Source organism: Streptomyces luteireticuli (genome assembly GCF_041519305.1).
GTDB lineage: Bacteria > Actinomycetota > Actinomycetes > Streptomycetales > Streptomycetaceae > Streptomyces > Streptomyces luteireticuli.
On record NZ_CP167927.1, the window covers coordinates 1,315,286 to 1,342,279 of the forward strand.

Consider the following 26,994-nt stretch of genomic DNA (forward strand, 5'->3'; position numbering starts at 1 on the left):
AATGGCCTCCGGGACCCGCGCGGCACGCTTGGATGGCCTGCGTGATCATCTCAGCAGCCGCAGGGGTGCCCGTACCCCTCGACCGCAGGGCCGACGGCCCTCTGCCCGTTCACCGCGCCTTCGCCGCCGCCGCACGGCGCACGCCGGACGCGACGGCCGTCGTGGAGGAGACCGGGGGACGCCGGTCCTACCGCGAACTGGGCTCCTGGGCCGCCGGGACGGCGGCCGGACTGCGAGCGGCGGGCGTGGGCCCGGGGGCCACGGTCGCGGTACGGCTGCCCCGTTCGGCGCGGCTCGTGGCCGCGCTGCTGGCCGTCTTCGAGACCGGTGCCGCCGCGGTCGTCCTCGACCCGCGCACCCCGGCCGGGCGGCTGGCGGCCATCGAGGCGGACGCGGGCTGCGCGGCCGTGCTCGTCCCCGCCGAGGCGCCCGGCGGGCCGGGCGGCGGCCCCGTACCCGTGCCCGTACCGGCTTCCCCCGGTGGCACGGACCCCGGCGCGATGCTCGCCGCAGCCGGTCCGGACGGCGAACTCGACCGCGTCGCCTGCGTGTTCTACACCTCGGGCTCGACCGGCCGCCCCAAGGGCGTCCAGGTCACCCACCGCAACCTGGGGCGCTTCGCCGCCGGGCCGCACTGGGACGGGCCCGGCCACCGGGTCACCGCGCTGGTCTCGGCGCTGGGCTTCGACGCGCTCAGCCACGACCTGTGGGTGCCGCTCACCCGGGGCGGCAGCGTCGTCGTCCCCGCCGAGGACCGGGTGGACGCGCACCGGCTGGCCGCCCTGGTCGCCGCCCACGGCGTCACCGGGGTCTTCCTCACCACCGCCTGGTTCGACCAGATCGCCGCCGACGACCCCGGCGCACTGCGCGGGCTGCACACCGTGCTCGTCGGCGGCGACGCCGTCGATCCCCGGGCCTTCGCCCGGGTCCGGGCCGTATGCCCGGAGTTGACGCTCGGCAATGGCTACGGTCCGACCGAGTGCACCACCTTCACCACCCGCCACATGCTGCCGCCGGGGAGGCCGCTGCCCGGCGGCCGGGTGCCGATCGGCACCGCGCTGCCCGGGGTCGTCGTGCGACTGCTGGGCCCGGATCTGACCGAGGTCCCCGACGGCGGGCCCGGCGAGGTGTACGTCGCCGGGGAGCAGGTCGCCCGGGGGTATCTGGGTCTCCCGGCGCGGACGGCCGAACGCTTCGTCGCCGACCCGCACGGCCCGGCGGGCTCCCGCATGTACCGCACCGGTGACCTCGCCGTACGGGGGCCCGACGGGGCGCTGGAGTATCTGGGCCGCGACGACGACCAGGTGAAGATCCGGGGGCACCGGGTCGAGCCGGGCGAAGTGCGCACCGCCCTGGCCGCCCTGCCCGGTGTGGCCCGGGCGGCCGTGGCGGTGCGGGACGGGCGGCTGATCGGCTACGCGGTCCCCGAGCAGGGCGGCGCCTGCGGAACCCCGGACCAACTGCGCGACCGGCTCGGGCAGTTGCTGCCGGAGTACCTGGTGCCCTCCGCCGTGGTCCTGCTCGACGAGCTCCCGCTGACCGTGAACGGCAAGGTGGACCGGGCGGCGCTCCCGGCGCCCGCGGCCGCACACGCCGGGACGGGTGTGCCGCGCACCCCCGCCGAACGGGCGCTGTGCGCCGCCTTCGCGGAGGTGCTGGGCCTGCCCGGGGCGGGCACCGAGGACGACTTCTTCGCCCTCGGCGGCGACAGCATCACCGCGATGCGCCTGGTCAGCCGGGTCCGCCGGGAGAACGTGGCGATCAGCTCGCAGGACGTCTTCCGGCTGCGCACCCCCGGGGCCCTGGCCGGAGCCGGGGCCCGGGCGGCGGTTCCGTCCGCGGACCTGCTGCACCGGTCGGCCACCGGTGCGCTGGGGCTGCCGCCCATCGCGCTGTGGCTGCGCGAACAGGGCGAGGGGACGGCCGAGTTCGTCCAGTCGGTACTGGTGGAGACGCCCGCCGGACTGGAACGCGAGGCACTCGTCGCGGCCTTGCGCACGGTGCTGGACCGCCACGACGCCCTGCGCACCCGGCTCCCCGACCCGTCCCCCGGGGCCGTGTGGCAGCCCGAGGTCCTGCCGCCGGGCGAGGTGGACGCGGCGGGGCTGCTGGACGTCGTGGACGTACGGGCCCGGCCCGGTGTGCCGTCGCCGCGCGGCGTCCAGGAGGCGGTCCGGCACGCCATGCGGTCGCTGGACCTGCCGGCCGGACGGACGCTGCGCGCGGTGTGGTGGGACGCCGGTCCGGCGCGGGCGGGCCGACTGCTGCTGGCCGTGCACCACTTGGTGGTCGACGGGGTCTCCTGGCAGGTGCTGCTGCCCGACCTGGCACGCGCCGCCGAGGACCCGCGCGCACTGGATGCCTGGGGAGCGGCCACCCCCTACCGCCGGTGGGTGGAGACGCACAACGCCCGGGCCGGCAGCCCCGATGTGCTGGCGACCCTGCCGCACTGGCGGGCAGCCGTCGCCCCGGCACCCACGCCGTGGCCGGCGCGCGGACCGCTGGTCCCGGAGCTGGACACCGTCGCCACCTCGCGCACCCTGGAGTGCGTCCTGCCGGCGGAGGTCGGCCGGGCCCTGCTCACCACCGCCCCCGCACACTTCGCCGTCACCACACAGGAGTTGCTGCTGACCGCGCTGACGGTGGCCGCCGCCCGCCGTGGCGGGCCGCGGACGCTGGTGCTGGACACCGAGGGGCACGGCCGGGACGCCACCGGGCCGTCGGCCACCGACGTCTCCGCCACGGTCGGCTGGTTCACCTGCCTGTACCCGCTCCGGCTGGAGTGCCCCGAGCGCGCAGCCCGCCGCCCGGACGGTCCCGCCGAGGAGGACGCCGCCCTGGCCGAGGCCGTCCGCGGGATCCGGTCCCAGTGGCGACGCCTGCCGGAGGACCGCTCGTCCTACGGGCTGCTGCGCCACCTGCACCCGCAGACCGCCGCCCTGCTGGCGGCCGCGCCGGGCCGGCCGCTGCTCTTCAACTACCTGGGCCGGTACGCCGGTCCGGGCCGCGACCCATGGCCGTACGCCGCCGAGGCCCCCGTCCTCGGCATCCACCGGGCCGCCCGGCAGCCGCTGTCGCACCCGCTGGAGGTCAACGCGGTCGTCGACGAACGCACCGGGGAGCCCGTCCTCACCGCCGTCTGGCGCTGGTCGGCGCGGCTGGTGGACGGGGACGACGTGGCGGGCCTGGCCCGGGAGTGGGCCGGCGTACTGACCGCACTCGCCCGCGCCTCGGCCGCCGGCGCGCGGAACCGGACCGCCGCACCGGCCGTACCCGCTCCGCGGGAGCAGGAGGGGGAAGGGGAGCAGTGGCCCTGCTCACCGCTCCAGGAAGGGCTGCTCTACCACGCCCACCGCGGCGAGGGCGCCCCCGACCCGTACCATGTGCAGACCGTGCTGGACCTGGAAGGGCCGGTGGACACGGCCGCGCTGCGCGCCGCGCTCTCCGCGCTCACCGCCCAACACCCGGCATTGCGCGCCGGGTTCCGGTGGAACGGCCACGGGCAGGCGGTGCAGACCGTGCCCGGGAGCGTGGAAGTCCCGCTGCGGGAGGCCGACTTGTCGCATCTTCCGGAGGAGGAGCGGGAACGGGCCGCCGACGAGGCGGCCCGCCGGGACCGCGACGAGCCGTTCGACCCGGCCGTTCCGCCCCTGCTGCGGGCCGCGCTCCTGCGCCTCGGCGGGACGCGGTCCCGGCTGCTGCTGAGCTACCACCACATCCTCATGGACGGCTGGTCGATGCAGGTGGCCCTGGCCGACCTGGCCGGACTCTACGGGCAGGCCGCGTCGGGCGCCGCGCCGAGGCCCGCAGCACGGCCGTCCGCACTCGCCTATCTGCGCCATCTGGCCGACCAGGACGCGGAGTTGGCGGTCAAGGCGTGGCGGGCGCTGCTGGACGGAGTGACCGAGCCGACGCTGCTGACCTCGCCGGGCCGCGAGGAGCGGGGCCGCCCGCGGACGGTGCTGCTGGAGCTGCCGCCGGAGCGCACGGCCGCCCTGCGGGCCCGGGCGCGCGAGCGGGCGCTCTCGCTCAACACCCTGATCCTGGGGGCCTGGGGGCTGGTGCTGGCGCAGCTGACCGGCCGCGCCGACGTGGTGTTCGGCACGGTCGTCGCCGACCGTCCGCCGCACCTGCCCGGGGTCGAGTCCATGGTCGGGCTGATGAACAACGCGGTGCCGGTGCGGGTGGACACCGCGTCGTGCGACGACCGGGGCGGTCTGCTCGCAGCCCTGCAGGAGCAGCGCACCGCGATGATGCCGCACCAGCACCTCGGCCTGGCCGAGATCACCCGGGCCGCCGGGCTGCGCGAACTCTTCGACACCGTCGCCGTGCTGGAGACGTACACCGATGCCTTCGCCACCACCTGGGGGACGGACCTGCGGGTGGCGTCCAGCAGGGTGGAGAACGGCACGCACTACCCCCTGTGCCTGTTGGTCTCGCCCGGCGAGCGGATCGCCGTCCGGGTGCAGTACCGGCCGGGGCGGCTGACGGAGGAGGGCGCGCGGGAGGTGGGCGAGCGGCTGCTGGAGGCGCTGGACGCCCTGGCCGGGGAGCCGTCCGTGCCCGCCGCGTGCCCGGTCGGTGCGGTGCGGCGGCCGGCCGCGGCGGAACCCGGCCGACCGGCTGCGCCCGTACCCGTGCTGGAGCGTTTCGCGGCGCAGGCGCGGGCGGTGCCCGCCCGGGCCGCGGTGGTGGACGGCGCCGGGGTGCTGGACTACCGGGGCCTGGACGCGGCCTCCGACCGGCTGGCCGGGGAGCTGGCCGCCCGGGGCGTCGGGGCGGAGGACGTGGTGGCGCTGTGCCTGCGGCGCGGCCGGGACGCGGTGACGGCCATGCTGGCCGTGCTCAAGGCCGGTGCCGCCTACTTGTGGCTGGATCCGCGCCATCCCGCGCGGCGGGTGGCGACGCTGGCCGCGGAGGGGCGTCCGGCGCTGCTGGTGCGGCACGCGGAGTTCGACGACGCCCTGGCGCTGGTCCCCGCCGAGGTGCCCCGGATGCTGCTGGAGCCGCGGCACGTGGCACCCGAACCGCCGGTGGCCGCCTGCCGGGCGGGGCGGCTGCCCGGCCATCCGGCCTATGTGGTGCACACGTCCGGGACGCAGGGCGTGCCGAAGGCGGTGATGATGCCGGGCGCCGCCCTGGACCGGCTGGTGGACTGGCACGAGCGGCGTTTCCCGGCCGAACCGGGCGCGGTGACGGCCCAGTTCACCTCGATGGCGTTCGACGTCGCCACCCAGGAGGTCCTCACCGCGCTGTGCACCGGGCGGACGCTGGCGGTGCCGGACGCGGACACCCGTGCCGACGTCGCCGCGTGGGCCGCGTGGCTGCGGGAACACCGGGTGACCGAGCTGTTCGCCCCCACCCCCGTGCTGGAGGCGCTGTGCGAATGCGCCGACGGGGAACGGGAGTCGCTGCCCGATCTGCGACATCTGGTGCAGGCCGGCGAGGCGCTCGTGGTCGGCCCGCGGCTGCGTACGCTGTGCGCACGCGGCGGCAAGCGGCTGCACAACCACTACGGCCCGGCCGAGACGCATGTGGTGACCGCGGGCGAGGTCGCGGGGGATCCGGCCTGCTGGCCCGCGCGCCCCGGCATCGGCGCCCCGGTGCCGGGCTCGCGGGTGATGCTGCTGGACTCCGGCTTGCGGCCGGTTCCCGACGGGCTGACCGGGGAGCTGTACCTGGCGGGCGACCAGCTGGCCCGTGGCTATCTGGGCCGGCCGGGGCCGACCGCCGCGCGGTTCGTCGCCGACCCGTGGGGGCCGCCCGGCTCGCGGATGTACCGCACCGGCGACCTGGCCCGCCGACTCCCCGACGGAACGCTGGAGTTCGCGGGCCGCAACGACGACCAGGTCAAGATCCGCGGACACCGGATCGAGCCGGACGAAGTACGCGCCGCCCTGGCCGCCCTGCCCGGTGTGACACAGGCGGCGGTGGTGGCCCGTCCGGACGGACACGGCGGCAAGGAGCTGACCGGGTACGCGGTGGTCCCGGACCGGTCCGGGACCGCGCCGGACGGGCCCGCCCTGCGGGAGGCGCTCGCCCGCGTCCTCCCCGACTTCATGCTGCCCGCCCGGGTGATGGTGCTGGACCGGATGCCGCTGACCGTCAACGGCAAGGTGGACCGACGGGCCCTGCCCGCGCCCGGGCGCGGGCCCGCCGGGCGCGAACCGCGCTCGGCCGCCGAGCGCGTGGTGGCCGGGGCGTTCGCCGAGGTGCTGGGCCTGGAGCGGGTGGGCGCGGACGACAACTTCTTCCACCTGGGCGGGCATTCGCTGCTCGCGGCCCGGCTGCTGCAGCGGCTGCGGGAACGGCTGGATCCCGCGGTCACCCTGGCCCAGGTGATGGAACGGGCCACCCCCGCGGCCCTCGCCGCCGCGCTCGCACCGGCACCGGCCGGCGGACCGCCGCCGGCCCGCCGCCGGCCGCAGTAACCGCTCCCCCCTCCGAGGAGACCCGTGAACCCCTTCGACGACCCCGACGGCGTCTTCGTCGTGCTCGCCAACAACGAGGACCAGCACAGCCTCTGGCCCGCCCGCCTCACCGTCCCCGACGGCTGGCGCGAGGTGCACCCCCGCGCCGACCGCGTCACCTGCCTCGCCTGGATCGAGACGGCCTGGACCGACCTGCGGCCGCGTTCGCTGCGCACCGCTCCGCCGCGCACCCCCGGGAGCGTCCGGTGACCGCCCCGGGGACCGCGCGGGACGTCCCTCCCCTGCGGGTCGCCGTCGTGGCGGCGCTGCCGCAGACGGCTCCCCCGCTGGTCGAGGCGGTGCGGGCGCTGGGGCACGAGGTCCCGGTGGTGATCGGCTCCCGGCGCCCGGCCGACTGGCCGGGGCATGTGCTCGGCGAGCAGGACCTGCCGCCGGGGGTGGACCTGGCCGTCCCCTCCCGCCCGGAGGCGGTCGCCGCGCTCCTGCGCGCGTACGCCCCGGACGCGGCCGTGAGCTACGGCTACCCGAGGAAGCTGCCCGCCGACGCCGTGTCCGCCCCCCGCCTGGGAACGGTCAACTGCCACCCCTCCGCCCTGCCTTCCTACCGGGGACCGAACCCGGTGGGGTGGGCGGTGCGCAACGGCGAGCGCGAGATCGGCGTGACCTGGCACCGGATGGACGCGGACCTGGACACCGGGGCCGTGCTGGCCCGTACGACGATCCCGCTGGACGACGCCGTGTGGTCGTTCACGGGCGTCAACGCGCGGGTGCTGGAGGCGGCTTCGGCCATGCTGCCGCAGGTGCTGCGACGGCTGGTGCGCGGGGACGCGGGCGAACCGCAGCCGCAACGGGACGGCAGCTGGGCCGGGTTCTTCGGAGCGGACTACGCCGCGGTGGACTGGTCGGCCCCGGCCGTACGGATCCACACCCAGGTGCGGGCCTGGAACATCGCCGGCCATCACCCCCGCATCGAGGGGCCGGTCGCGGTGATCGACGGGACCCGCTGGCGGCTGCGCCGCACCGCGCTGGAGCAGCCCCCGGCGGGTACGGGCCGCAGGATCGCCTGCGGCACCGGCGACCTGTGGGTCCTGGCCGCCGACGCGCTCGGCTGAGCCCGGGCATGGCCTTCGAATTGCAGGCACATATCCACATAGATACGCTCTGGCTACACACAGTGACGCCAAGGAGGCGAATCATGGGCAGCCAGGCAACTTCCCCTCGTCGGTCGCTCCCCCGGTTCGACGAGGCCCAGGGGCTGGGTCCGCAGGACGACGCGTTCGTGCGCGATCTCGTGGCCGTACTGGACAAGCACGGGAACCTCGACCGGTTCGGCCTGTGCCTGCTGCACGACCACTTCCCCCTCGCCCCCGGCGAAGTGCTGGTCGAGACCCATGACATCGACGCGCGCACCCTGCACGTCAAGGTCGAGAAGGCCGCCACGACCACGCACACCAGACCCTCGCAGTGGCGCTTCGCGAAGGCCTCCCGCAAGGCCGGCGGGGTCGACGTCGAGGACCATGTCCACCAGGCGATCCTGCAGTGCAGCCTGATCAGCGGATGTCCGGGGAAGCCGGGGCAGAAGAGCAAGCGGCGGTGAGGGCGCGGGCCGTCCCGGGCGGTCACCGGCGGTGAGGACCGCAGGCGTCCGCCGGGCGGGGCGGTGCGCGGCACTGCTGCTGGCGGGGCTGGTGTGGTGGTCGGGCGCCTGCGGGCCCGCCCACGCGGAAGTCCCGGCCGGGACCCGCGCCGCCTCCGCCGACTGCCACACGGAGCGGCTCACCGCGGCCCGTACGGAGGCCACGCTCCGGATCGACAACCATGCCCAGTCCCTGGTCGACGCCGTCGGCACGATGACCGTCCGGGTCCCCGTCTCCTGGCCGTACGCCAGTGCCCTGCTGCTGAGCGAGAACTCCGCCGACCATCAGCGCGCGATGCGCTGCCTGTTGCGGTCCCCCGGGGCCGTCCTGCGCCCCGCCGAGTACCGCCCGCACAGCCCGCAGGTGACCGCCGAGGCGTCCTGGGTCAAGGTGCAGTACGACACGCTCTTCGAGTTCCAGAACAGCGGAACGTTCCCGGTCGGGCCATGGGTGATCAACGTGCAGTCCAAGCGCTGGACCCTGACCCTGGCCCCGCCCCGGGCACTGGAAGGCGCGCACTGGGACCGCGTCGAGATCGACCCCGGCGGTCTGGACACCTCCCAGGTGACCCCACGGCCTTCGCTGGCGGGGGGCGGGCACCTGGTGTGGAACGGCCTCGCACCGCCCGGAACGGCGGGTCCCGAAGTGACGGTCCAGCTGATGCCCCCGTGGCAGCGCGCCTGGGTGGCGAGGTTCGCCAGCAGCGCGCCCTGGGTGACGGCCAACGCGGCCGGGATGACCACCTGGTGGCTGGGAACGGCCGCCATCATCGTGTTCGCCGCGCTCCGGGCCCGCCGTCAGCCCGTCGGCCCCGGGCTCACCGCCCTCGAGGAGAGCAGCAGCACCTCCCTGCTGCGCTGGGGAGTGATGAAGGCCGTCCTGGGCGTGCTGATCCTGCTGCTGTACAGAATGGTCATCAGCAGCGCCAAAGCCCTGAAGATCGCGCCGACTTGGCTGCTGGACAACTTCCGCTGGCCCATCCTCATCGGTTTCCTCGCGGGCTGGGCCCTGGCCGTCACCGCCCGTCCCAGGAAGAGCATGCTGGCGGCCACGACCGTGGTGACCCTCGCCGGAGGGCTGGTGGCCGCCGCGCCGACCCTGTTCGGGCTGCCCCCGCAACTCCTGCCCAAGAACCCGGCCTCCTTCAATGGCGCGCTGGTGGTGATGGCCGCGGCCATGCTGTGGCTGTGGCTCGCCGGGATCGCGCTCTGGTCCTGGACGCTGACCCACGACGGCGGTCTGCTCCGGCCGACGGCGTCCCCCCTGCGGCTGCGCCGGGCGGGGATCTGGCTGATCGTGCCCACCGCGCTGCTCCTGGGGTGGGCGGTCTGGGCCGCCCAGCGCCACTGGCAGCGGATCAGCTGGCTCAGCGACCGTCACGCCCCGGGCTACGACGCACAGTATCTCGCCTCCTTCAGCAAGGACTTGGTGAACTACACCGGGGAACTCGCCACCTGGTGCTACTCCCACACCTGGGTGCTGACGGGCATCGCCGTCGTGGCCCTGCTCAGGGCGCGGGACCTGGCACTGCCCGTGCCGTACGCGAGCCCCGCCAAGCTGGACCGGCTGCTGCTCGCCGTGTTCTTCGCCGTCGTGGTGGCCTGGCGCCAGGGCTCGTACGCGGGCAGTCAGTTGCTCGCCAGTCTCTGGCTGGCGCTGGACATCGCCGCGCTGTACGGGCTGCTGGCGGTGGGACAGCGGCGGGCGGTCCTGGTCCAGCGCTTCGAGGGCGGGCCGCACGCCCCGGCCCTGGGCGAATCGATCACCGAGACGGGCCTCACCGACCTCATCGCGCGCGCCCGCCGTTACCGGGAACTGATCGGTGTCCTGCGCGGCCTCGATCAGGGCCAGCACCCCGACACCACGAGCACCCGGCACGCGGTGGAGAAGGAACTGAGCCGGCTGCACCACTGGCGGCCGCAGGGCGGAGCACGCGGAGCCCCGCGGTTCTGGCTGCCGGGCGAGATCACGGTCGTGGACGTCGCCCTGAGCTGGGGACCGTACGCCAAGTGGTGGGACAACGCCCGGCGGGCCGCCCTCCTGGCGGCCGGCTTCGGCCTGCCCGGCAGCATCGTCCTCGTCTGGTCGCTGTACGGATCGGAGCGGGTATGGATGCGCCAGAAACAGTACTTCTTCGGCCTTCCGGACATCGTATGGGCCTTCTTCTCCTGGGAGTTGGCGTGGGCGGGCGCGGGCCTGGTGCTGGGGGCGCTCTGGCGGCTGCTCCCCGGCCACCGGGGCCCGGCGCGCGCCCTGGGGCTGGTGATCGCCTACACCCTGCTGGTCGCCCTGGGCAGTCTGGGCAACCTCGTCACCTACCAGGGCATCGGCAACGTGGCCATCGGGGTCTCCCTGATGCTCCTGGTGCTCACGCTCACCGGCATCGCCATGGACCTGGAGACCTTCCGCTCCGAGCGGCGCCTGTGGCCCAGCCGCGTCCAACTCCTCCTGTCGATCTACCAGATGCGGAGCTTCTCCGCACAGATCGCCTATCTGCTGGTGCAGGTGGTCGCGTTGCTGACCGTCCTGCGCTTCTTCATCAGCCCCGAGGGCCGGATGCTCAAGTGAACCGGGCATGATTCCCTCCATGACCCACCCGCACCTGCCGACCACCGAGGCCGCCGTCGCCGCCGTCCGCGCGATCGCGGACGCGCACGGTGTGCACATGTCCGTCACGGACGACATCGGCGCGGACGCGACCTCGCGGCGTTCGTCGGCGGCCCTGTTCACCGTCCTCGACCCGGACGGCTCGCTGCCGCACGAGGCGTTCGTCGAGCTGGCGGGGTCGCCGTCGGTGAGCGTCCGGATCTTCCCGGAGGACGACGCGAGGATCACCGTCGACGGGGTGGAGTTCCACGACATCCCCCGCGACGCCGTCCCGGCCTTCCTCCGGGCCGTCTACGGCGGTCTCGCGTTCGTCAAGGGCCGGTTCTTCCCGCCGGGCCGGTGGCTGGTCGTCCCGCTGCCCGGCGACGAGACGTACAAGGAGCCGATCACGCACTCGACGCTCACGCCCTGGCTCGGCCGCAGCGTCCGCGGGTAGCGGGCTCTCCTACTGCTCCGTGTGGTCCCGGTGCCCGTGATGGCGCAGCCGCATCCAGACGTCCCGGGCCCGGCGTCCGGCCTCGACCCGGCTGCGGGCGACGAGTTCCCGGGCCTCCTCCTCGCTCTCCACCATCGGCCCGGAGCCGCGCAGCGGGCGGCCGGCGGTCTCGTACAGGTAGAAGGCGGAGACGAAGCCGATGGCGCCGGCGGCCATCAGGTAGTAGGCCGGGACCATCTGGTTGTGGGTGTTCTCGATCAGGGCGGAGACCACCAGCGGGGTGGTGCCGCCGAAGAGCGAGACGGAGATGTTGTACGAGACGGAGAGCGCTCCGTAGCGCAGCCGGGTGGGGAACAGCGCGGGGAGGGTGGACGCGGCGGTGCCCGCGAAGCAGACCAGCAGCAGGCCCAGGATCAGACACCCGACGGCCTGCAGCGCGACCGCCTGGGCGCGGATGAGCAGCAGGGCGGGTATGGCCAGGGCCACCAGGGCGGCGCTGCCCGCCATGAACATCGGCCGGCGTCCCCAGATGTCGGAGTAGCGGCCCACCGTGGTGATGGTGAGCGCGACGACGATCATGGTGCACAGGATCAGCAGTTGCGAGGTGGTGGAGTCCCGGCCGAGCGTCTCGGTCATATAGGTCGGCAGGTAGGAGGTGACCAGATAACTGGTCACGTTGTAGACCACCACCAGGCCCATGCAGATCAGCACCGCCTGCCAGTGCCGGGTGAAGGTCTCCTTCAGCCGTCCGTGCCCGGACTGCCGGCCCTCCTCGGCGTGCTGCGCCAGGGCGTCGGGCGAGCGGTCGGGGTCCTTGGCCATGCCGGCCGTGCCGGCCGAGGCGGCGGCCCGGAAGGCGGGCGTCTCCTCCAGCCGCATCCGCATGTAGAGCCCGATCAGGCCGAGCGGACCGGACAGCAGGAAGGGCAGCCGCCAGCCCCAGTCGACCATGGTGCCTTCGCCCAGGGTCGCGGTGAGCACGGTCACCAGCGCGGATCCCAGTGCGTATCCCACGAAGGTGCCGAAGTCCAGCCAGCTGCCGAGGAAGCCCCGGCGCTCGTCCGGGGAGTACTCGGCGATGTAGGTGGTGGCTCCCGCGTACTCGCCGCCGGTGGAGAAGCCCTGCACCAGGCGGCACACCAGCAGCAGGACGGGCGCCAGCAGGCCCACCGTTCCATAGCCGGGCAGCAGGCCCACGGCGAAGGTGCTCACCGCCATCATGATCATGGTGGCGGCCAGCACCCGCTGCCGCCCGATACGGTCGCCCAGCGGCCCGAAGGCCAGCCCGCCCAGCGGACGCACCAGGAAGGCCACGGCGAAGGTGGCGAAGGACGCGATCACCTGGATGCCGGGGGAACTGCCGGGGAAGAACACCTTGCCGAGCACGGCCGCCAGATAGGCGTACACCCCGAAGTCGAACCACTCCATCATGTTGCCGAGCGCCGCCGCCGAGACGGCCCTGCGCACCTCGGGCCGGTCGGTGACCATGATCTCTTCGCGGCTCAGCGGACTCTTGCGGCGGCGGAGCACGATGCGCACCAGCCGGTCGGTCGCGGGAGTGCCCTCCCGCGGCGGCCCTGGCCGGCCGGACCTCGGGGGCTTCCTGCGGTCGGAACCCATAGGACTATTCAACCCTCATGTTCGATGTGGCGCTTTCTGTGGCCGAGCGGAGTGGGCCGGGCACGCGCGTACCCGGACGGGTCGGCCGCAATCACTTCCGGAACACGGGATTCCTGCAGCACCACGCCGAGGACGCGGGCCGCGGCGCAGGACGGCCGCCGGGGCCGGGCGATGTCCGACCCCCTTGGCACACTGACGGAAAGATCCACCGCACTGCGTCGAGAGGTCCCATGCTCACCACCCTCGCCGTCGAGAACTACCGTTCTCTGCGCCGTCTGATCGTCCCGCTGGGCCGGCTCAATGTCGTCACCGGCGCCAACGGCACCGGCAAGTCCAGCCTCTACCGGGCGCTGCGGCTGCTCGCCGAGTCGGCCCGGGGCGGCGCGGTCGCGGCGCTGGCCCGGGAGGGCGGGCTGCCCTCCGTCCTATGGGCCGGCGAGCGGCGGGGCGAGGGCCGGGCGGCGCCGGCCGGCCTCCGCCTCGGCTTCGCCGGGGACGAGTTCGGCTACGCCGTCGACTTCGGGCACCCGATCCCGACCGCGGGCGGCACGGGCGCACCGTCCATGTTCAACCTGGACCCCGAGATCAAGCGGGAGTGCACCTGGGCCGGTCCGGTGCTGCGCCCGGCCGCCCTGCTCTCGGACCGCTCCGGCCCCGCCGTGCGCACCCGCACCGCGGACGGCACCTGGCACAGCACGGTGAACGGCATCCGCCCGTACGACAGCATGCTCGGCGAGCTCGCCGATCCGCAGCTCGCCCCCGACCTGCTGCGCCTGCGCGAGCACCTGCGGTCCTGGCGGTTCTACGACCATGTGCGCACCGACGCGCAGGCCCCCGCCCGCAGCGCGCGGATCGGCACCCGTACCCCCGTGCTCGGTCACGACGGCGCGGATCTCGCGGCGGCGCTCCAGACGATCCGCGAGACCGGCGACCACGACGGCCTGGACGCGGCGGTGGACGCCGCGTTCCCGGGCAGCAGGGTGGAGATCGACGGCGGGAGCGGCCGGTTCGAGCTGCGGCTGCGCCAGCCCGGTCTGCTGCGCCCGCTCGGCGCGGCGGAGCTCTCCGACGGCACCCTGCGCTATCTGCTGTGGACGGCGGCGCTGCTCACCCCCCGCCCGCCCGCGCTGCTCGTCCTCAACGAGCCGGAGTCCAGCCTCCATCCGGAGCTGCTGCGTCCGCTGGCCGAGCTGATCCTCACCGCGACCCGGGACACCCAGATCGTCGTGGTCACCCACGCACCGGAGCTGGCCGGCGCCCTCGCCGAGGGGGCCCGCGGCCACCGGCTGGACGTCACCTCCCTCACCCTGGTCAAGGACGCCCTCGGCCGGACGGAGGTCGCGGGCCGGGAGAGCATGCTGGACGAGCCGCTGTGGCACTGGCCCAAGCGCTGACGGGCCCTGCGCCGCGGCGCGTTCCGCACGGACCGGTTCGCGCCGGATCACCGGCTTCCGCCTCCGCGGCGCGCCGCACGGTGGTGGGATGTGAGGCGGACCGGCGAGGGGAAGGGGCGTCATGCCGGACGAGGAGCTGATCTTCAGGACGGCACGCGAGCTCGTGCTGCTGATGGTGACCCGCCAGGTCTCCGCGCGGGAGGTCCTGGAAGCCCATCTCGACCGGATCGGGCGGGTGAACCCGGCGGTCAACGCCGTGGTGACCCTCGTACCGGACCTCGCGCGGAAGAGGGCGGCGCAGGCGGACGCGTCGATCGCCCGCGGCGTGCGGCTGGGACCCCTGCACGGTCTGCCGGTGCTGCACAAGGACCTCGCCGCGACCCGGGGCATCCGCACCACACGGGGTTCGGTGGTCTTCGAGGACGATGTGCCCGGCTCCAGCACCCTGGTTGTCCGACGCCTGGCCGACGCGGGGGCGGTGACCCTGGGCAAGACCAACGTCCCCGAGTTCGGCACGGGTTCGCAGACCTACAACCGGGTGTTCGGCGTCACCAGGAACCCGTACGACACCGGTGTGACGTGCGGTGGTTCCAGCGGTGGTGCGGCCGTGGCGCTGGCTTGCGGCATGGCCCCGATCGCCGACGGCTCCGACATGGCCGGCTCGCTGCGCAACCCGGCCTCGTTCTGCAACGTCGTCGGGCTCCGGCCGTCCGTGGGGCGGGTGCCGGTGTGGCCGTCGCCCCAGCCGTACTTCACGCTCGCCACGTACGGCGCGATGGCCCGGACGGTCGGCGACGTCGCCCTGCAGATGCAGGTCATCGCCCGCCCGGACTTCCGCGCCGCGCTCAACGCGCCCGTCGCCGACTTCGACCGGCCGTTGGAGGGCGGCGTGGCGGGGACCCGGGTCGCCTGGTCCACCACGCTCGGCGGGCTGCCCGTCGACCCGCGGATCACGAGGACGCTCGCACCGGCCGTGCGGGTCCTGGAGGAGCTGGGCTGCCATGTCGAGGAACGCGAGCCGGACTTCAGCGGTGCCGACGAGTCCTTCTCGATCCTGCGTGCCGCCTACTACCGGCAGACGTTCGGACAGTTGCATAAGGAACGGCCCGGGGATCTCGGCGACGAGACGACCTGGGAGATCGAGCGCGGACTCGCGCTCACGGTCGACGACCTGGGGCACGCGGAAGTGCTGCGCTCGCAGGTGTACGACCGGATGTACGCGTTCCTGACCGAGTACCGCTTCCTGATCGCCCCGGTCACCCAAGTGCCGCCGTTCGACGTGGACGAGCACTGGCCGCGATGGGTGGCCGGGGTGGAACAGACCTCCTACCGGGAGTGGATGCGCATCTGCTCGCGCGTCACGCTCGCCGGACTCCCGGCGATTTCCGTGCCCTTCGGCTTCACGGAGGAGGGGCATCCCACCGGGCTGCAGATCATCGGCCGCCAGGGCGACGATCCGGGGGTGCTGCGGATGGCGGCCGCGCTGGAGGCCGCGACGGGGACGTGGCGGCGGCATCCGCGGATCGCGCGCTGAATTCGCGGCCATTCCGCTTATCCCGCAAGCGCTGTTTGCCCGTGCCATCTATCAGTCGATCCGGGCGATTACGGGAGCAGGATCACATTCGAGCGATCAACCATTGACAGCCGCAATCGGGTGATCAATCATCGCCGTACAGCTCGGACTCCGACATACGGCGACCGTCGTCCTGCGTTTGTCACGGCCCATGGCGACCGGTTCGGCCCGGAGTTTGTCCTGCCCTGACGACGCCTACCGGAGCCCGACGCAAGAACCACCCTCCCCCGAGGAGAAGAAACAGCCTTGCCCGCGCAGCAGACTCCCAGCGCCCCCCGATCCGAACCGCCCCCCGTGGCGCGGGACCGCGTTCCGGCGTCGTTCGCCCAGCGGCGGCTGTGGTTCCTGGCCCAACTGCCGGGGGCGAGCGAGGCGTACCACGTGCCGCTCGCCTTCGAGGTGCGCGGCCCCCTCGACCGCGTCGCCCTGGCCCGTGCGCTGGACGCGTTGACCGCCCGGCACGAGGCGCTGCGCACCCGGCTGTCGGCCGTGGACGGCGAGGTGTTCCAGCATGTGGACCCGGTGGACACCGGGTTCGCGCTGTCCGTGGACGACCTCTCGGGGACCGCCGGCACCGACCTGGAGCGGCTGCGGCGGGAGGAGGCCGCCGCCCCCTTCGACCTGGCCCGCGGTCCGCTGGCGCGCGGCCGGCTGGTCGTCCTGGGCGCGGAGCGGCACCATCTGCTGCTGACGTTCCATCACATCGTGTACGACGGCTGGACGGAAGTCCTGCTGATGCGGGAACTCGGTTCCCTCTATGCGGCGTTCCGGCGGGGCGAACCCGATCCCCTGCCGCCGCTCCTCTCGGGATACACGGATTACGCCGTGCGGCAGAAGCGCGAGTGGGAGGACGGAACGTTCGCGGAACAGGCCGCGTATTGGACGGAATCCCTGGCGGATGCGCCGCCGTTGCTGGAACTTCCCACGGACCGGCCGCGCCCGGCGGAACAGGATTACCGCGGCGGCGAAGTGCACTTCGCTTTCGACGCGGAACTGACGACGGCGGTGAAGTCGCTCGGCGAGCAGCACGGCGCGAGCGTGTTCATGACCGTGCTCACCGGCTGGTCCCTGCTGCTCTCGCGGATGTCGGGGCAACGGGATCTCGTGGTCGGCATTCCGGTCGCGAACCGCCGGCGGGGCGACGTCGAGGACGTCGCGGGCTTCTTCGTCAACACCCTGGCGCTGCGGATCGGCCTGTCGGGGGAGCCGACGGTGGCCGAGGCGCTCGACCGGGTGCGTACGGTGGCGCGGTCGGGGCTGCGCCGTCAGGACCTGCCGTTCGAGCACGTGGTGGAACTGGTGAAGCCGGTGCGCAGCCCGGCGCACACCCCGCTGTTCCAGAACATGCTCGCGTGGCAGTACACGGACGGCGGTGCGCTGGAGCTGGCGGACGCGGAGGTGTCGCCGCTGCAACTCCCGGCGCCCGGCGCCACGTTCGACCTGACGCTGATGGTGGCGGAGAAGGACGGCCGGCTGACCGGCAGCCTGCGCTACGCCGAGGCGCTGTTCGACGAGGTGACGGCCGAGCGCTATGTCGGCCGGCTGCGGCGGGTGCTGGAGTGGATGGCGCGCCACCCGGACCGTCCGGTGGCGGACCTGTCGCTGCTCGACGGGCAGGAGCGCCACCGGGTGCTGGAGGAGTGGAACGACACCGTTCTGCAGGGCAGTTCGGCGGGTCTGGTGGAGCGCTTCGAGGCGCAGGCGCGTACGCGTCCGGACGCCCCGGCCGTCGTGGACGGTGAGGTGCGGCTCGGTTACGCGGAACTGGACCGGCGCGCCAACCGGCTGGCCCGGGCCCTGATCGCCCGGGGGGTGCGGCGCGGCCAGGTGGTGGGCCTGCATCTGCGGCGTTCGGCGGAGCTGGCGGTGGGCGCCCTGGGCGTCCTCAAGGCCGGTGCCGCCTGTCTGCCGCTGGACCCGGACCTGCCCGGGGAGCGACTGGCCGGGATGGTGGAGGACGCCGCTCCGGCCGTGGTGCTGACCGGTGAACCGGCGCCGCCCGAGGAGTGGTTGCCGCTCGCCGCGGTCGAGGCGGAGGCGGAGCGCGAGGACGCGCCCGGCGTCCCGGCGTCCCCCGACGACCTGGCGTATGTGATCTACACGTCCGGTTCGACCGGCCGCCCCAAGGGCGTGGCCGTGCCGCACCGCGCCGTCCTCAACCTGCTGGACCACTGGCTGGCACGGTTCGGCGCGCTGCCCGGCGAGCCCGCGGCCCAGTGGGCGAGCACCGGATTCGACGTCGCCCAGCAGGAGTTGCTGCTGCCGCTGACCACCGGGGGCGTGCTGTACCCGGTGCCGGACGAGGTGCGCCTGGACCCGGCGGCGCTGCTGGACTGGATGCGGGAGCACCGGGTGGCGCAGGCGTTCCTGCCGCCGGCCTTCGTCCGGTGGATCGACGAGGCGCCCGGGGAGCGGCTGAAGGGCCTGGAACTGCGCCAGTTGCTGACGGGCGTGGAGTCGCTGCCCGAGGGGGCGCTGCACCGCTTCGCCGAGGCGGTGCCGGGCCTGCGGATCCTGTACGGCTACGGGCCGACGGAGACGACGGTGTACAGCACCGCGTACTTCACGCCCCGGCCGCTGGAGCGGCAGAGCCCGATCGGCCGGCCGATCGCCAACACCCGTGTCCATGTGCTGGACGAGCGGCTGCGGCCGGTGCCGCCGGGTGTGCCGGGCGAGGTGTATGTGGCCGGGGCGGGCCTGGCCCTCGGCTATCTGGGCCGCCCGGGGCTGACGGCCGGGCGGTTCCTGGCCGACCCGTTCGTGCCGGGCGGGCGGATGTACCGCACCGGCGACCTGGCCCGGTGGCTGTCGGACGGCGCCCTGGAGTACGTGGGGCGCCGGGACGACCAGGTGAAGCTGCGCGGGTTCCGGATCGAGCCGGGCGAGGTGGAGGCCGCGCTGCTGGCCGAGCCCGGCGTCGGCGAGGCGGCGGTGCTGGTGGACCGTGCCGCGCGGGGCGGTCCCGTGCTGGTGGCGGCCGTGGGACGGGACGCCGTGGAGCCCCGTCCGGCGACGGAGTGGCGGGCGGCGCTGGCCCGGCGGCTGCCGGACTATATGGTCCCGCAGGTCTTCGTGGAGTTCGCGCGCCTGCCGCTGACGGCCAACGGCAAGCTCGACCGTGCGGCGGTGCTGGAGCGCGCCGCGGCCCGCGGGCCCGCCGCCGTCAACCAGGCTAGCCCGCGCGACGACATAGAGCTGACGCTGTATCAGATATGGCAGGGGTTGCTGCTGCACCCGGACATCGGGATACGGGACGACTTCTTCGCCCTCGGCGGCACGTCGATCTCCGCCATCAAGCTGGCCCACGCCGTCCGCGAGGCGTTCGGCGTGCCCCTGCAGGTGCGGGATGTCCTGCTGCACCCGACGATCGAGGCGCTGGGCGGTCTGGTCCGCGAGGGCGCCGCGGAGCGCCGTCCCGGGAGCCTCGTCGAGTTCCGTCCCGGCGACGGGAGTTCGCGGGTCCTCTGCGTCCATCCGGCCGGCGGCACCGCCTTCTGCTATCTGCCGCTCGCCGGGCTGCTGCCCGGCGAGGTCGGGGTGACCGGCATCCAGGCGCCGGGCCTCAACGAAGGCGAATCGTTCCTCCCGTCCATCGGGGAGATGGCCGAGGAGTATCTGCGACTCGTCGGGCCGCTGCCCGAGGGGCCGCTGGTGCTCACCGGGCTGTCGTACGGCGGCCTGATCGCCCACGAGATGGGCCGCAGGCTGGCGGCGGCCGGCCGCACCGGCGTGAGCGTGGTGCTGCTGGACACCCACGGCACCGACGACCCGGCCGAACGGGCCCTGATCGAGCCGGTGGAGCTGGCCGAGTTCCGCGACAAGCTCGTCCGCTTCAACGGGATGTACCCGGGCATCGACGACGAGCAGATCGAACGCTACTTCCACGTCTACAACCACAGCAGGCTGACGACGCGGGACCACGAGGTGCAGCCGACGACGGCCCGCACGGTGCTGGTACAGGCCGAAGGCGCGGACGACGACCGCGTGGACCCCGGACACCTGCGTCGCCAGCGGGAGTTCTGGGCCCGGCGGACCGGAAACGGCCTGACCGTCGAGCCGCTGGCCTGCGGCCACTGGGACGTGCTGGAGGGCGAGGGGGTCGGCCGGGTGGCCGCGGTGATCGAGGCCGAGCTGTCCCGCCCGCCGGCGCCCCCGTCCACCGAACCGACGGCTGCTGACGCGGGCGAACCGACGAACCGATGAACCGAGGCCGAGAGCACCATCCCATGAATCCCTACCAGTCACTCCCGCCCCGCTCCTTCTGGCGGACGGCGGTCGCCGAGCCCGCCCGGTCGGACATCGACGGCCTGTGGACCCCGAAGTTCCCCATCGGCCAGGACGACGTCCTCCTCACGGCCGGGTCCTGCTTCGCCCGCCACATCGGCCGCGCCCTGCGCGACCGGGGCATGAACTGGCGCGACACGGAGCTCGCTCCCCCGGGCCTGACCCCGGAGCAGCGCCGCGACCGCCACTTCGGCGTCTCCTCCTTCCGCACCGGCAACATCTACACCGCCGCCGTCCTGCGGCAGTGGTTCGCCTGGGCGCTGGGCGCGGAGGAGCCGCCCCGGGAGGTCTGGCAGGAGGACGGCCGGTACCACGACCCCTGCCGCCCCTCGGTCGAACCGGCCGGACACGCCTCGGCCGAGGAGCTGTTCGCCGCCCGTGCCACCACGCTCGCCGCGATCCGCGAGGGTCTCGCCGAGGCGGACTGCCTGATCTTCACGCTGGGGCTGACCGAGGCGTGGCGCGACCGCGCCGACGGCACGGTGCACCCGGTCTGCCCGGGCACCGTGCGCGGCGCCTTCGACCCCGGGCGGCACGTCTTCCACAACTTCACCTTCGACGAGGTGCGCCGGGACCTGACCGCCGCCCTCGACCTGGCCCGGTCCGTCAACCCCGGGCTGCGGGTGCTGCTCACCGTCTCGCCGGTGCCGCTCACGGCGACCGCCACCGGCGGCCACGTGCTGACCGCCACCACCCACTCGAAGTCGGTCCTGCGGGCCGTCGCCGGCCAACTGGCCACCGAGCACGACCACATCGACTACTTCCCGTCGTACGAGATCGTGACGGGCGTCCCGTTCCGGGGCGCGTTCTTCGAGCCGAACCTGCGCACGGTGACACCGGAGGGCGTCGCCTTCGTCATGAACCGCTTCTTCGGCGCGATCGCTCCGCAGCAGGACCCCGCCCCGGCTCCCGCCGCCGCACCCGCTCCCGCCGCGACCGCCCCCGACCACCACGACCGGCCCGCCGCCGGAGAGGACTTCTGGTGTGACGACGCCGTACTCGACTACTACAGCCCCCGCTAGGTTCCTTCTGCTGGGCGACTCCCACGCCGGTCCCGTGGGCCGGGCGGCGCAGGCCGCCCGCGTGCCCTTCGCGGGCGGCCCGGTCGGCGCGGGACGGGAGTTCACCGCCGGGTTCTACGACCCGCGCGGCGACGACGTCGTCTTCCGCGGCGAGGAGGCGGAGTCCCGGTACCGCTCGTTCCTCGACGAGCTGGGCGTCCCGGGCCTGGACCGGGTGACCGTGCCGCTGGTGTGCACGTTCGGCTTCAGCGCCCACTTCGTCGCGACGACGGAGAACTGGCGGATCTACCGCACGCGCGACGGCGGCTTCCCGCCGGGCTTCCTCGGCGGTCCCCTCTTCGACGCGCTCGTCCGGGCCGCCGTCCGCGACGCGCTGGCCTTCTACGCCCACGCCCGCCGCCTGGGACTGCGGGTGCTGGCGGTGATGCCGCCGCAGCGGGTGCCCGGCATGTCGGACCGCGAGGTGTTCATGGCGGCGCAGGAGAGCGTCCGCCGGGCCGTCGCCGAACTGGGCGTGGAGATCGTGGACCTGCGCGCCCGCACCACCGACGCGTCGGGGCTCCAACGGCCCGAGCTGTGCGAGACCGACGACATCATCCACGGCAACCTCGCCTTCGGCCGCATCATCCTCGCCGAGCTGCTCGACCGCGGGCTGTGAAGGCCACTCCCCCAGGAAAGGTCATGGAAGACTACGCACTCGACGCCGTGAAGGCGCTCACCACCCGCCCGAAGCCCGCCTACGGGACGATCGCCCTGGACCCGCTGACCCCGGTCCTCGGTGCCGAGGTCTCCGGCGTCGACCTGTCGCAGGAAGTGACGGAACGTCAACTCGCCGAGATCAAGGACGCGTTCCTCGCCCACCACGTGCTGGTCTTCCGCGACCAGGACATCACCGCCGAGGACCACAAGCGGTTCGCGGCGCACTTCGGCCCGCTGCACCCGGTGGCGCTGGCCGCGCCCGACAGCGACCCGTACGTGCTGGAGATCAGCGCCTCGGCCGAGTCGAAGAACGTGGCGGGCAACGGGTGGCACGCCGACGGCACCGCCGACGCCGAGCCCTCGCTCGGCTCGATGCTCCACATCACCCGCATCCCGGAGGGCGGCAGCGGCGGCGACACCATGTTCGCCAACATGCACCTCGCCTACGAGCTGCTCTCGCCCACCATGAAGACGTTCCTCGACGGCCTCACCGCGATCCACGACGGTGCCCAGCCGTGGGGCGAGCAGGGCCCGCCGGCCGACTACGAGGTGCCGGTGAACGAGCACCCGCTCGTCGTCCGCCACCCGGACACCGGCCGCAAGCTCCTCTTCGTCAACCGCCCCTACACCAAGCGCATCCCCCAGCTCTCGGCCACCGAGAGCAAGGCCCTGCTGGAGATGCTGTACCAGCACATCGCCGGTACGCCGCTGCTCGTCGCCCGGGTGCGCTGGCAGCCGAACACCCTGGTGTTCTGGGACAACCGCTGCCTCCAGCACCACGCGATCTGGGACTACTACCCGCACAGCCGCTACGGGCGGCGGGTCGCCATCGACGGGACCCGGCCGCACGCCTGATCTCCCGTACGGGCCGCCCGCCCCCTCCCCCGCGGGGACGGGCGGCCCGTCATCGGCCGGTGCCCCGGTCAGGGCCCGGTGTCCCCCGGGTGGGAGCAGAGCCCGCCCTGGTAGGTGCTGTCGTACCAGGCGCCCGTGGCGTCGAAGTCCAGGTTGGTGCGGCCGGGTCCGACGCAGCGGTGGTAGTCGCCCCGGGGCCACCGCTTGACCTGGATCCACACGTTGGTGTTGGTGGCGCAGTGCTCGTAGTAGGCCCGTTCTCCGCCCCTGCTCTCGTTCCAGCCGCAGCCCTGGATCCGCTCGGGGGCGGCTGTCGCCGGGGCGACCGTCCCGCAGGCGAGGGCACCGGCCAGGGCGGCGGCCGCGAGGCCGAGCCGGACCGCGGTGGCGGTGAGTGATCCACGGATTTTCATGCGTCGTCTCCTTCGCCGGAGGATGGTGCCGGGACCGTCCCCGCACCGCTTCCGACGACGCCAGAGTGGCCTGGCGGGAGCCGAGTCACCAGGGGTTTCGACGGTGGTCGAAGGGGGTGGAACGGCGTTGCCGGGATCGAACTCCCGTCCTTTTCCCGGCCCTTCCGCCGGCATCACCTTCCGGCGGCCCGCTCCAGGCTGTCGGCCAGGCCGTCCCCGAGCCGCCCGCAGGCCGCCCCGAACCGCTCCTCCCCGCCGTCCGGCACGTCCTGCCCGGCGAGCGCGAGGGCGTAGGCGTTCGCCGTCGCGAACGGGTAGCAGGCCGCGTAGGCGGCGGCGTCCCCCGTGGCGAAGGCCGACGCCAACGCCCGTGCGTGGACAAGGGCGTTGGCGTCGGCGTAGGACGTCACATTGGCCCCGGTGTTCAGCCGGGCGTAACCGTCCGCGAACTCCTCGGCCTCGGCCTCGCCGTAGTCGTTCGTCCTCGCCCAGGCACGGGCGTTGGCCGCGGCCGTGGCGAAGGCGTCGGCGTACGGGTAGGCACGTCGGTGGACGTCCCGCAACGCCGGTTCCAGGGCGGCGGCCCAGGCGTCCGCCGTGACCTGCTCGCCCTCCGACGCCCGGAGGTGCAGCGCCCGTACGCCCTCCTGCCCCTCCCCCAGCAGCGGCGCGACGGTGCGGGCGTGCCAGTCGTGGACGACGGCGAAGGGCACCCGCCCGTCGAGACGCGCACAGGCGTCGTACGTCCGCCGGGCCCACTCCCCCGCCGCGTCCGGGTCCTGGCCGCCCCACAGCGCGCCGGCCAGCTGGACGAGCCACTCCGGCAGGTCCGGTCCCTGCGCGGGCCGCTCCTCCCAGCGGCCGGCCGCGGCGGCGTCGAGCCGGGCGAGGAAACGCGGGAGGGCCTCGGCGGAGGGCGCGGGACGGCTCACGGTTCTTTCTCCTGTTCCGCTGTACTGCTGCGTGGTACGGACCGGTTGCGCTCCGGCCCGTCACGCCATCCTGACGTGCCGGGGCGCCCGGCGCGATGTCGCGATGATCACGTTCCGGGAGGGCGGCGGGGGCGTCAGCCGCCGATCACGTCCGCGGCCGGGCGGGGGTGCTCCTCGGCTGCGGCCGCCTCCGCGTCCAGCATGTGCAGGATCGGGCCGGCCACCGCGGCACCGACCACGCAGGCGAAGGAGATCGCGCTGACCAGCAGGACGGTGGAGAGCCACACCATCGTCTCCACGGGCAGGACATAGGCCAGGACGACGCGGGCCACGCACTCCGCGATCAGGGACAGGGCCCACACCAGGGTGGTCCGCCGCTCGACCTGCCGGAAGCGGGGACGGACCGCTATCCGGTCCCAGGCGGCCAGCCGCACGGCGTCGCCACGGGTGAAGAAGGGGCGCAGCCCCTGCGTCATCATCGGCTTGGTGGTGAAGACCGACCACAGGACGGACAGGCCGACGATGCCGCTGCCGAACGAATCCTTGGCGATCATGAAGCGTTCGCTGCCGCTGACCACGGACAGCCCCATGCCCGCGAGGCTGCTGACCGTCACCACCACCGGCAGCGTCTCCAGCCGCCGGTTGACGAGCAGTTCGTAGAGGCCGTGCACCGCGCTCACCCCGCCGCCCGCGGCCAGCGACCAGAACGAGGAGACGCCGAAGCCGAGGTGCAGGGTGTAGTAGAGGCTGAGGGGCAGGACGACGTCGATGAGGATCGGCAGCAACGTCCTCAGCAGGGAACCCTGTGTCCCGCCGTCGTTCGCGCGCGTGCTTGCGGTGGCCATTCCACACCTCGTTCTTCTTCGTTCGGTACGACACCAGCCTGGTGGACCGGGCCCCGGACCACCTCGGCGATTCCTCACGACCGGCCCATGACATCTGTCATGGGCCGGACCCGGGCCCGGCCTCCCCGCGCAGCAGGAACCCGCCCTCCGGCAGCCGCCGGGCGGTCAGCGTCCCGCCGGCCGCGTGCAGCCGGCCGGACAGCCCGGACAGCCCGTGCCCCCCGCCGGACGGGGCGAAGGCCGGGGACCCGGTGCCGTCGTCGCGGACCTCGACCCAGGACGCGCCGAGCCGCACCGTGCAACGACGGGCCCCGCTGTGCTTGATGACGTTGGTGATGCCCTCCCGCACCACATACGCGAAGGCCTCCCGGAGCCCGGCCGGGACCTCGTCCACGGCCTGCGGGAGATCGGCGGCGATCCCGGCGGCCGCCAGGGCGCGGCGCGCCCCGGCCAGTTCCCCGGCCAGCGTCACCTGCCGGCAGTCGGAGACGGTCGCCCGCACCTCGGTCAGGGCCTGGCGCGAGAGTTCCTCGATGTCGAGCACCTCGGCCCGCACCCGCTCCTCGTCGGCGCCGCTCTCCAGCAGCCGGCGCAGCAGCCCGCTCTTGACGGCGATGACGGTGAGGCTGTGCCCCAGGACGTCGTGCAGGTCCTGGCCCAGCCGGGACCGTTCCTGTGCCATGGCCAGCTCGGCGATCCGGGCACCGGCCTCCTTGAGCTGGACGAGCGCGTCGATCAGCAGGAAGGTCGAGGTGACCGACAGGGCCGCGAGCAGCAGCAGCCCCGAGCCCAGCCACTGCGGGCCGCTCGCGGTGGACGCGGACAGGGCCAGCCCCGCGGCCGCGGTGCCCGCCCCCAGCGTCGGGCCGGCCCAGGGCGGCAGCAGCAGCATCGCCCCCACCAGCGCGTACCCCAGGAAGAACAGGGCGTTGAACGCCCCGGTGACCGCCACGATCCCCGACCCCAGCAGCACCAGCCAGCCCACCATCGCCACCCGGCAGGCGCGCCGGGCGCGTGAGCCGAACCAGAACACCAGCAGGAAGCTCAGCCCGTAGAGGAGGACGCAGATGAGCAGCAGCGCCGACCGGCCGGGCCCGTACCTGCCGTCGAGGGCGGCGACCGCCGGCAGGGCGAGGAAGCCCAGGAAGCTCACGGACAGCGCGCCGCCGCCCAGGCGCGCGGCGGGGGTCAGCCGCCGCTCCCGGCCGCGCCGTGCCGGCCAGCCGGTGAGGTCGAACCGATAACCGTGGTGGCGTGAGAGATCGTCCATGCACTGCGGGGGTACGGAGCGCCCGGCCCCCGTCTCCTTCCGTTCGGCACCGCCGGGGATGCCGGCCCCGGGCCGGCGTACGCGCGCACGCCGGAGGCCGGCTCCCGGAATTCTCGCACCGGCCGGTGCGGCGGGCCGCCGCGCCGGCCGGTGCCCGGCCGCTACAGGTCGAGGTCGCCCTCCAGCATGGTGTCGAGCATGCCGAAGACCTCGTCGGCGGTCGCGGCGCTCAGGTCCTGCTCCTCCTCGGCCTCCGGCGCGGCGGCCCGGGTCCACCGGTTCAGCAGGGCCCTCAGCCGGCCCTCGACGGCCGTGTGCTCGGGGTCCCCGGCGCGCGTGGTCCCGAGGGCGCCGTCCAGGGCGGCCTCCAGCCGGGCCAGCCCGGCCGCGAATCCCTGCTCCTCGGGGGCCGGTTCCTCGATCAGTTCGGATCCCAGGTACTTGGCGAGGACCTCGGGGTTCGGATAGTCGAAGATCAGCGTGGCGGGCAGCCGGAGTCCGGTGGCCGTCGCGAGCCGGTTGCGCAGCTCGACCGAGGCGAGCGAGTCGAAGCCCAGCTCGGTGAAGCCCCGCGAGGGCTGCACGTCCTCCGCCGCCGCGTGCCCCAGCACGGCCGCCACATGCGTACGGACCAGGTCGAGCAGCGCCCGGTCCTGTTCCGCGGCGCCGAGCCGGGCCAGGCGCCCGGCGAGCGTCGTCTGCTCCTCCTCCGCCGCCCGCTCCCGGACGGCGGCCCGCCGGACGGGGGTGCGCACCAGGCCGCGCAGCAGCGCCGGGACGCCGTCGGCGCGGTCCCGCAGCGCGGCCCGGTCCACCCGCATCGGGAACAGCACGGGCGAGGTGCCGCTGATTGCCGCGTCGAAGAGGGCGAGCGCCTCCGGCGTGGCGAGGGCCGGGAGGCCGGAGCGGGCGATCCGCCGGAGGTCGGCGCCGGACAGCCCGGCGGCCATGCCGCCGCTCTCCGCCCACAGCCCCC

18 protein-coding genes are annotated in these 26,994 nt (G+C 74.2%); 12 read left to right on the forward strand and 6 right to left on the reverse strand.

The genetic code is table 11. The annotated features are described in order from the left end of the window. Positions 1-41 precede the first annotated feature (41 nt). From AB8735_RS05540 to AB8735_RS05565, 6 genes are all read left to right on the forward strand, one after another. Positions 42-6,431 carry an amino acid adenylation domain-containing protein gene (locus tag AB8735_RS05540; RefSeq protein ID WP_372405716.1) on the forward strand — a complete coding sequence of 2,130 codons (6,390 nt, stop codon included), beginning with the start codon at positions 42-44 and terminating at the stop codon, positions 6,429-6,431. Positions 6,432-6,455: 24 nt separating this feature from the next. After that, entirely contained in the window at positions 6,456-6,680 is a 225-nt protein-coding gene (locus tag AB8735_RS05545) for an MbtH family protein (RefSeq protein ID WP_372405717.1), read from the forward strand. Beyond that, entirely contained in the window at positions 6,677-7,543 is an 867-nt protein-coding gene (locus AB8735_RS05550) for a methionyl-tRNA formyltransferase (protein ID WP_372405718.1), read from the forward strand. Before AB8735_RS05545 ends, AB8735_RS05550 begins: the two co-directional genes overlap by 4 nt. Before the next feature lie 83 nt (positions 7,544-7,626). Further along, positions 7,627-8,028: a hypothetical protein gene (locus tag AB8735_RS05555; RefSeq protein WP_344022949.1), complete on the forward strand. Its 402-nt coding sequence runs from the start codon at positions 7,627-7,629 to the stop codon at positions 8,026-8,028. Positions 8,029-8,059: 31 nt separating this feature from the next. After that, on the forward strand, positions 8,060-10,636 hold the full coding sequence (locus tag AB8735_RS05560) for a DUF6185 family protein (protein ID WP_372405719.1): 2,577 nt from the start codon (positions 8,060-8,062) through the stop codon (positions 10,634-10,636). Between the two features lie 19 nt (positions 10,637-10,655). Further along, on the forward strand, positions 10,656-11,111 hold the full coding sequence (locus AB8735_RS05565; RefSeq protein ID WP_372405720.1) for a hypothetical protein: 456 nt from the start codon (positions 10,656-10,658) through the stop codon (positions 11,109-11,111). A 9-nt stretch (positions 11,112-11,120) separates the two neighbouring features. Here AB8735_RS05565 and proP read toward each other — a convergent pair whose 3' ends face one another. Next, positions 11,121-12,653, reverse strand: a complete 1,533-nt coding sequence (gene proP / locus AB8735_RS05570; RefSeq protein WP_372411780.1) for a glycine betaine/L-proline transporter ProP — start codon at positions 12,651-12,653, stop codon at positions 11,121-11,123. Positions 12,654-12,961: 308 nt separating this feature from the next. On the opposite strand from proP, the gene AB8735_RS05575 reads away from it, so the two are divergent. The 6 genes from AB8735_RS05575 to AB8735_RS05600 all read left to right on the forward strand — a co-directional run bounded on the left by AB8735_RS05575 (position 12,962) and on the right by AB8735_RS05600 (position 22,558). Further along, on the forward strand, positions 12,962-14,125 hold the full coding sequence (locus AB8735_RS05575; RefSeq protein ID WP_372405722.1) for an AAA family ATPase: 1,164 nt from the start codon (positions 12,962-12,964) through the stop codon (positions 14,123-14,125). A 121-nt stretch (positions 14,126-14,246) separates the two neighbouring features. Next, entirely contained in the window at positions 14,247-15,659 is a 1,413-nt protein-coding gene (locus AB8735_RS05580; RefSeq protein ID WP_372405723.1) for an amidase, read from the forward strand. 333 nt (positions 15,660-15,992) lie between these two features. After that, on the forward strand, positions 15,993-19,901 hold the full coding sequence (locus tag AB8735_RS05585; protein ID WP_372405724.1) for an amino acid adenylation domain-containing protein: 3,909 nt from the start codon (positions 15,993-15,995) through the stop codon (positions 19,899-19,901). 23 nt (positions 19,902-19,924) lie between these two features. Continuing rightward, positions 19,925-21,004, forward strand: coding sequence for a GSCFA domain-containing protein (locus AB8735_RS05590; RefSeq protein WP_372405726.1), 1,080 nt, complete (start codon positions 19,925-19,927; stop codon positions 21,002-21,004). Next, on the forward strand, positions 20,967-21,662 hold the full coding sequence (locus tag AB8735_RS05595; protein ID WP_372405727.1) for a hypothetical protein: 696 nt from the start codon (positions 20,967-20,969) through the stop codon (positions 21,660-21,662). The genes AB8735_RS05590 and AB8735_RS05595 overlap by 38 nt, the downstream gene beginning before the upstream one ends. A gap of 23 nt (positions 21,663-21,685) precedes the next feature. After that, positions 21,686-22,558: a TauD/TfdA dioxygenase family protein gene (locus tag AB8735_RS05600; protein ID WP_372405728.1), complete on the forward strand. Its 873-nt coding sequence runs from the start codon at positions 21,686-21,688 to the stop codon at positions 22,556-22,558. Between the two features lie 68 nt (positions 22,559-22,626). Here AB8735_RS05600 and AB8735_RS05605 read toward each other — a convergent pair whose 3' ends face one another. From AB8735_RS05605 to AB8735_RS05625, 5 genes are all read right to left on the reverse strand, one after another. Continuing rightward, positions 22,627-22,971, reverse strand: coding sequence for a DUF6355 family natural product biosynthesis protein (locus tag AB8735_RS05605; protein ID WP_372405729.1), 345 nt, complete (start codon positions 22,969-22,971; stop codon positions 22,627-22,629). 173 nt (positions 22,972-23,144) lie between these two features. Next, a complete protein-coding gene (locus tag AB8735_RS05610; protein ID WP_372405730.1) occupies positions 23,145-23,903 on the reverse strand; it encodes a SpcZ in 759 nt (252 codons plus the stop codon). Between the two features lie 134 nt (positions 23,904-24,037). Next, a complete protein-coding gene (locus AB8735_RS05615; protein ID WP_372405731.1) occupies positions 24,038-24,748 on the reverse strand; it encodes a VC0807 family protein in 711 nt (236 codons plus the stop codon). A 97-nt stretch (positions 24,749-24,845) separates the two neighbouring features. Then, positions 24,846-26,018 (reverse strand): sensor histidine kinase, encoded by a 1,173-nt coding sequence (locus AB8735_RS05620; RefSeq protein ID WP_372405732.1) that lies wholly within the window; start codon positions 26,016-26,018, stop codon positions 24,846-24,848. Positions 26,019-26,179: 161 nt separating this feature from the next. Further along, the gene (locus AB8735_RS05625) at positions 26,180-26,968 is read right to left on the reverse strand and encodes a phosphopantetheine-binding protein (RefSeq protein WP_372411781.1); all 789 of its coding nucleotides are present in this window, start codon (positions 26,966-26,968) and stop codon (positions 26,180-26,182) included. Positions 26,969-26,994: the final 26 nt, after the last annotated feature.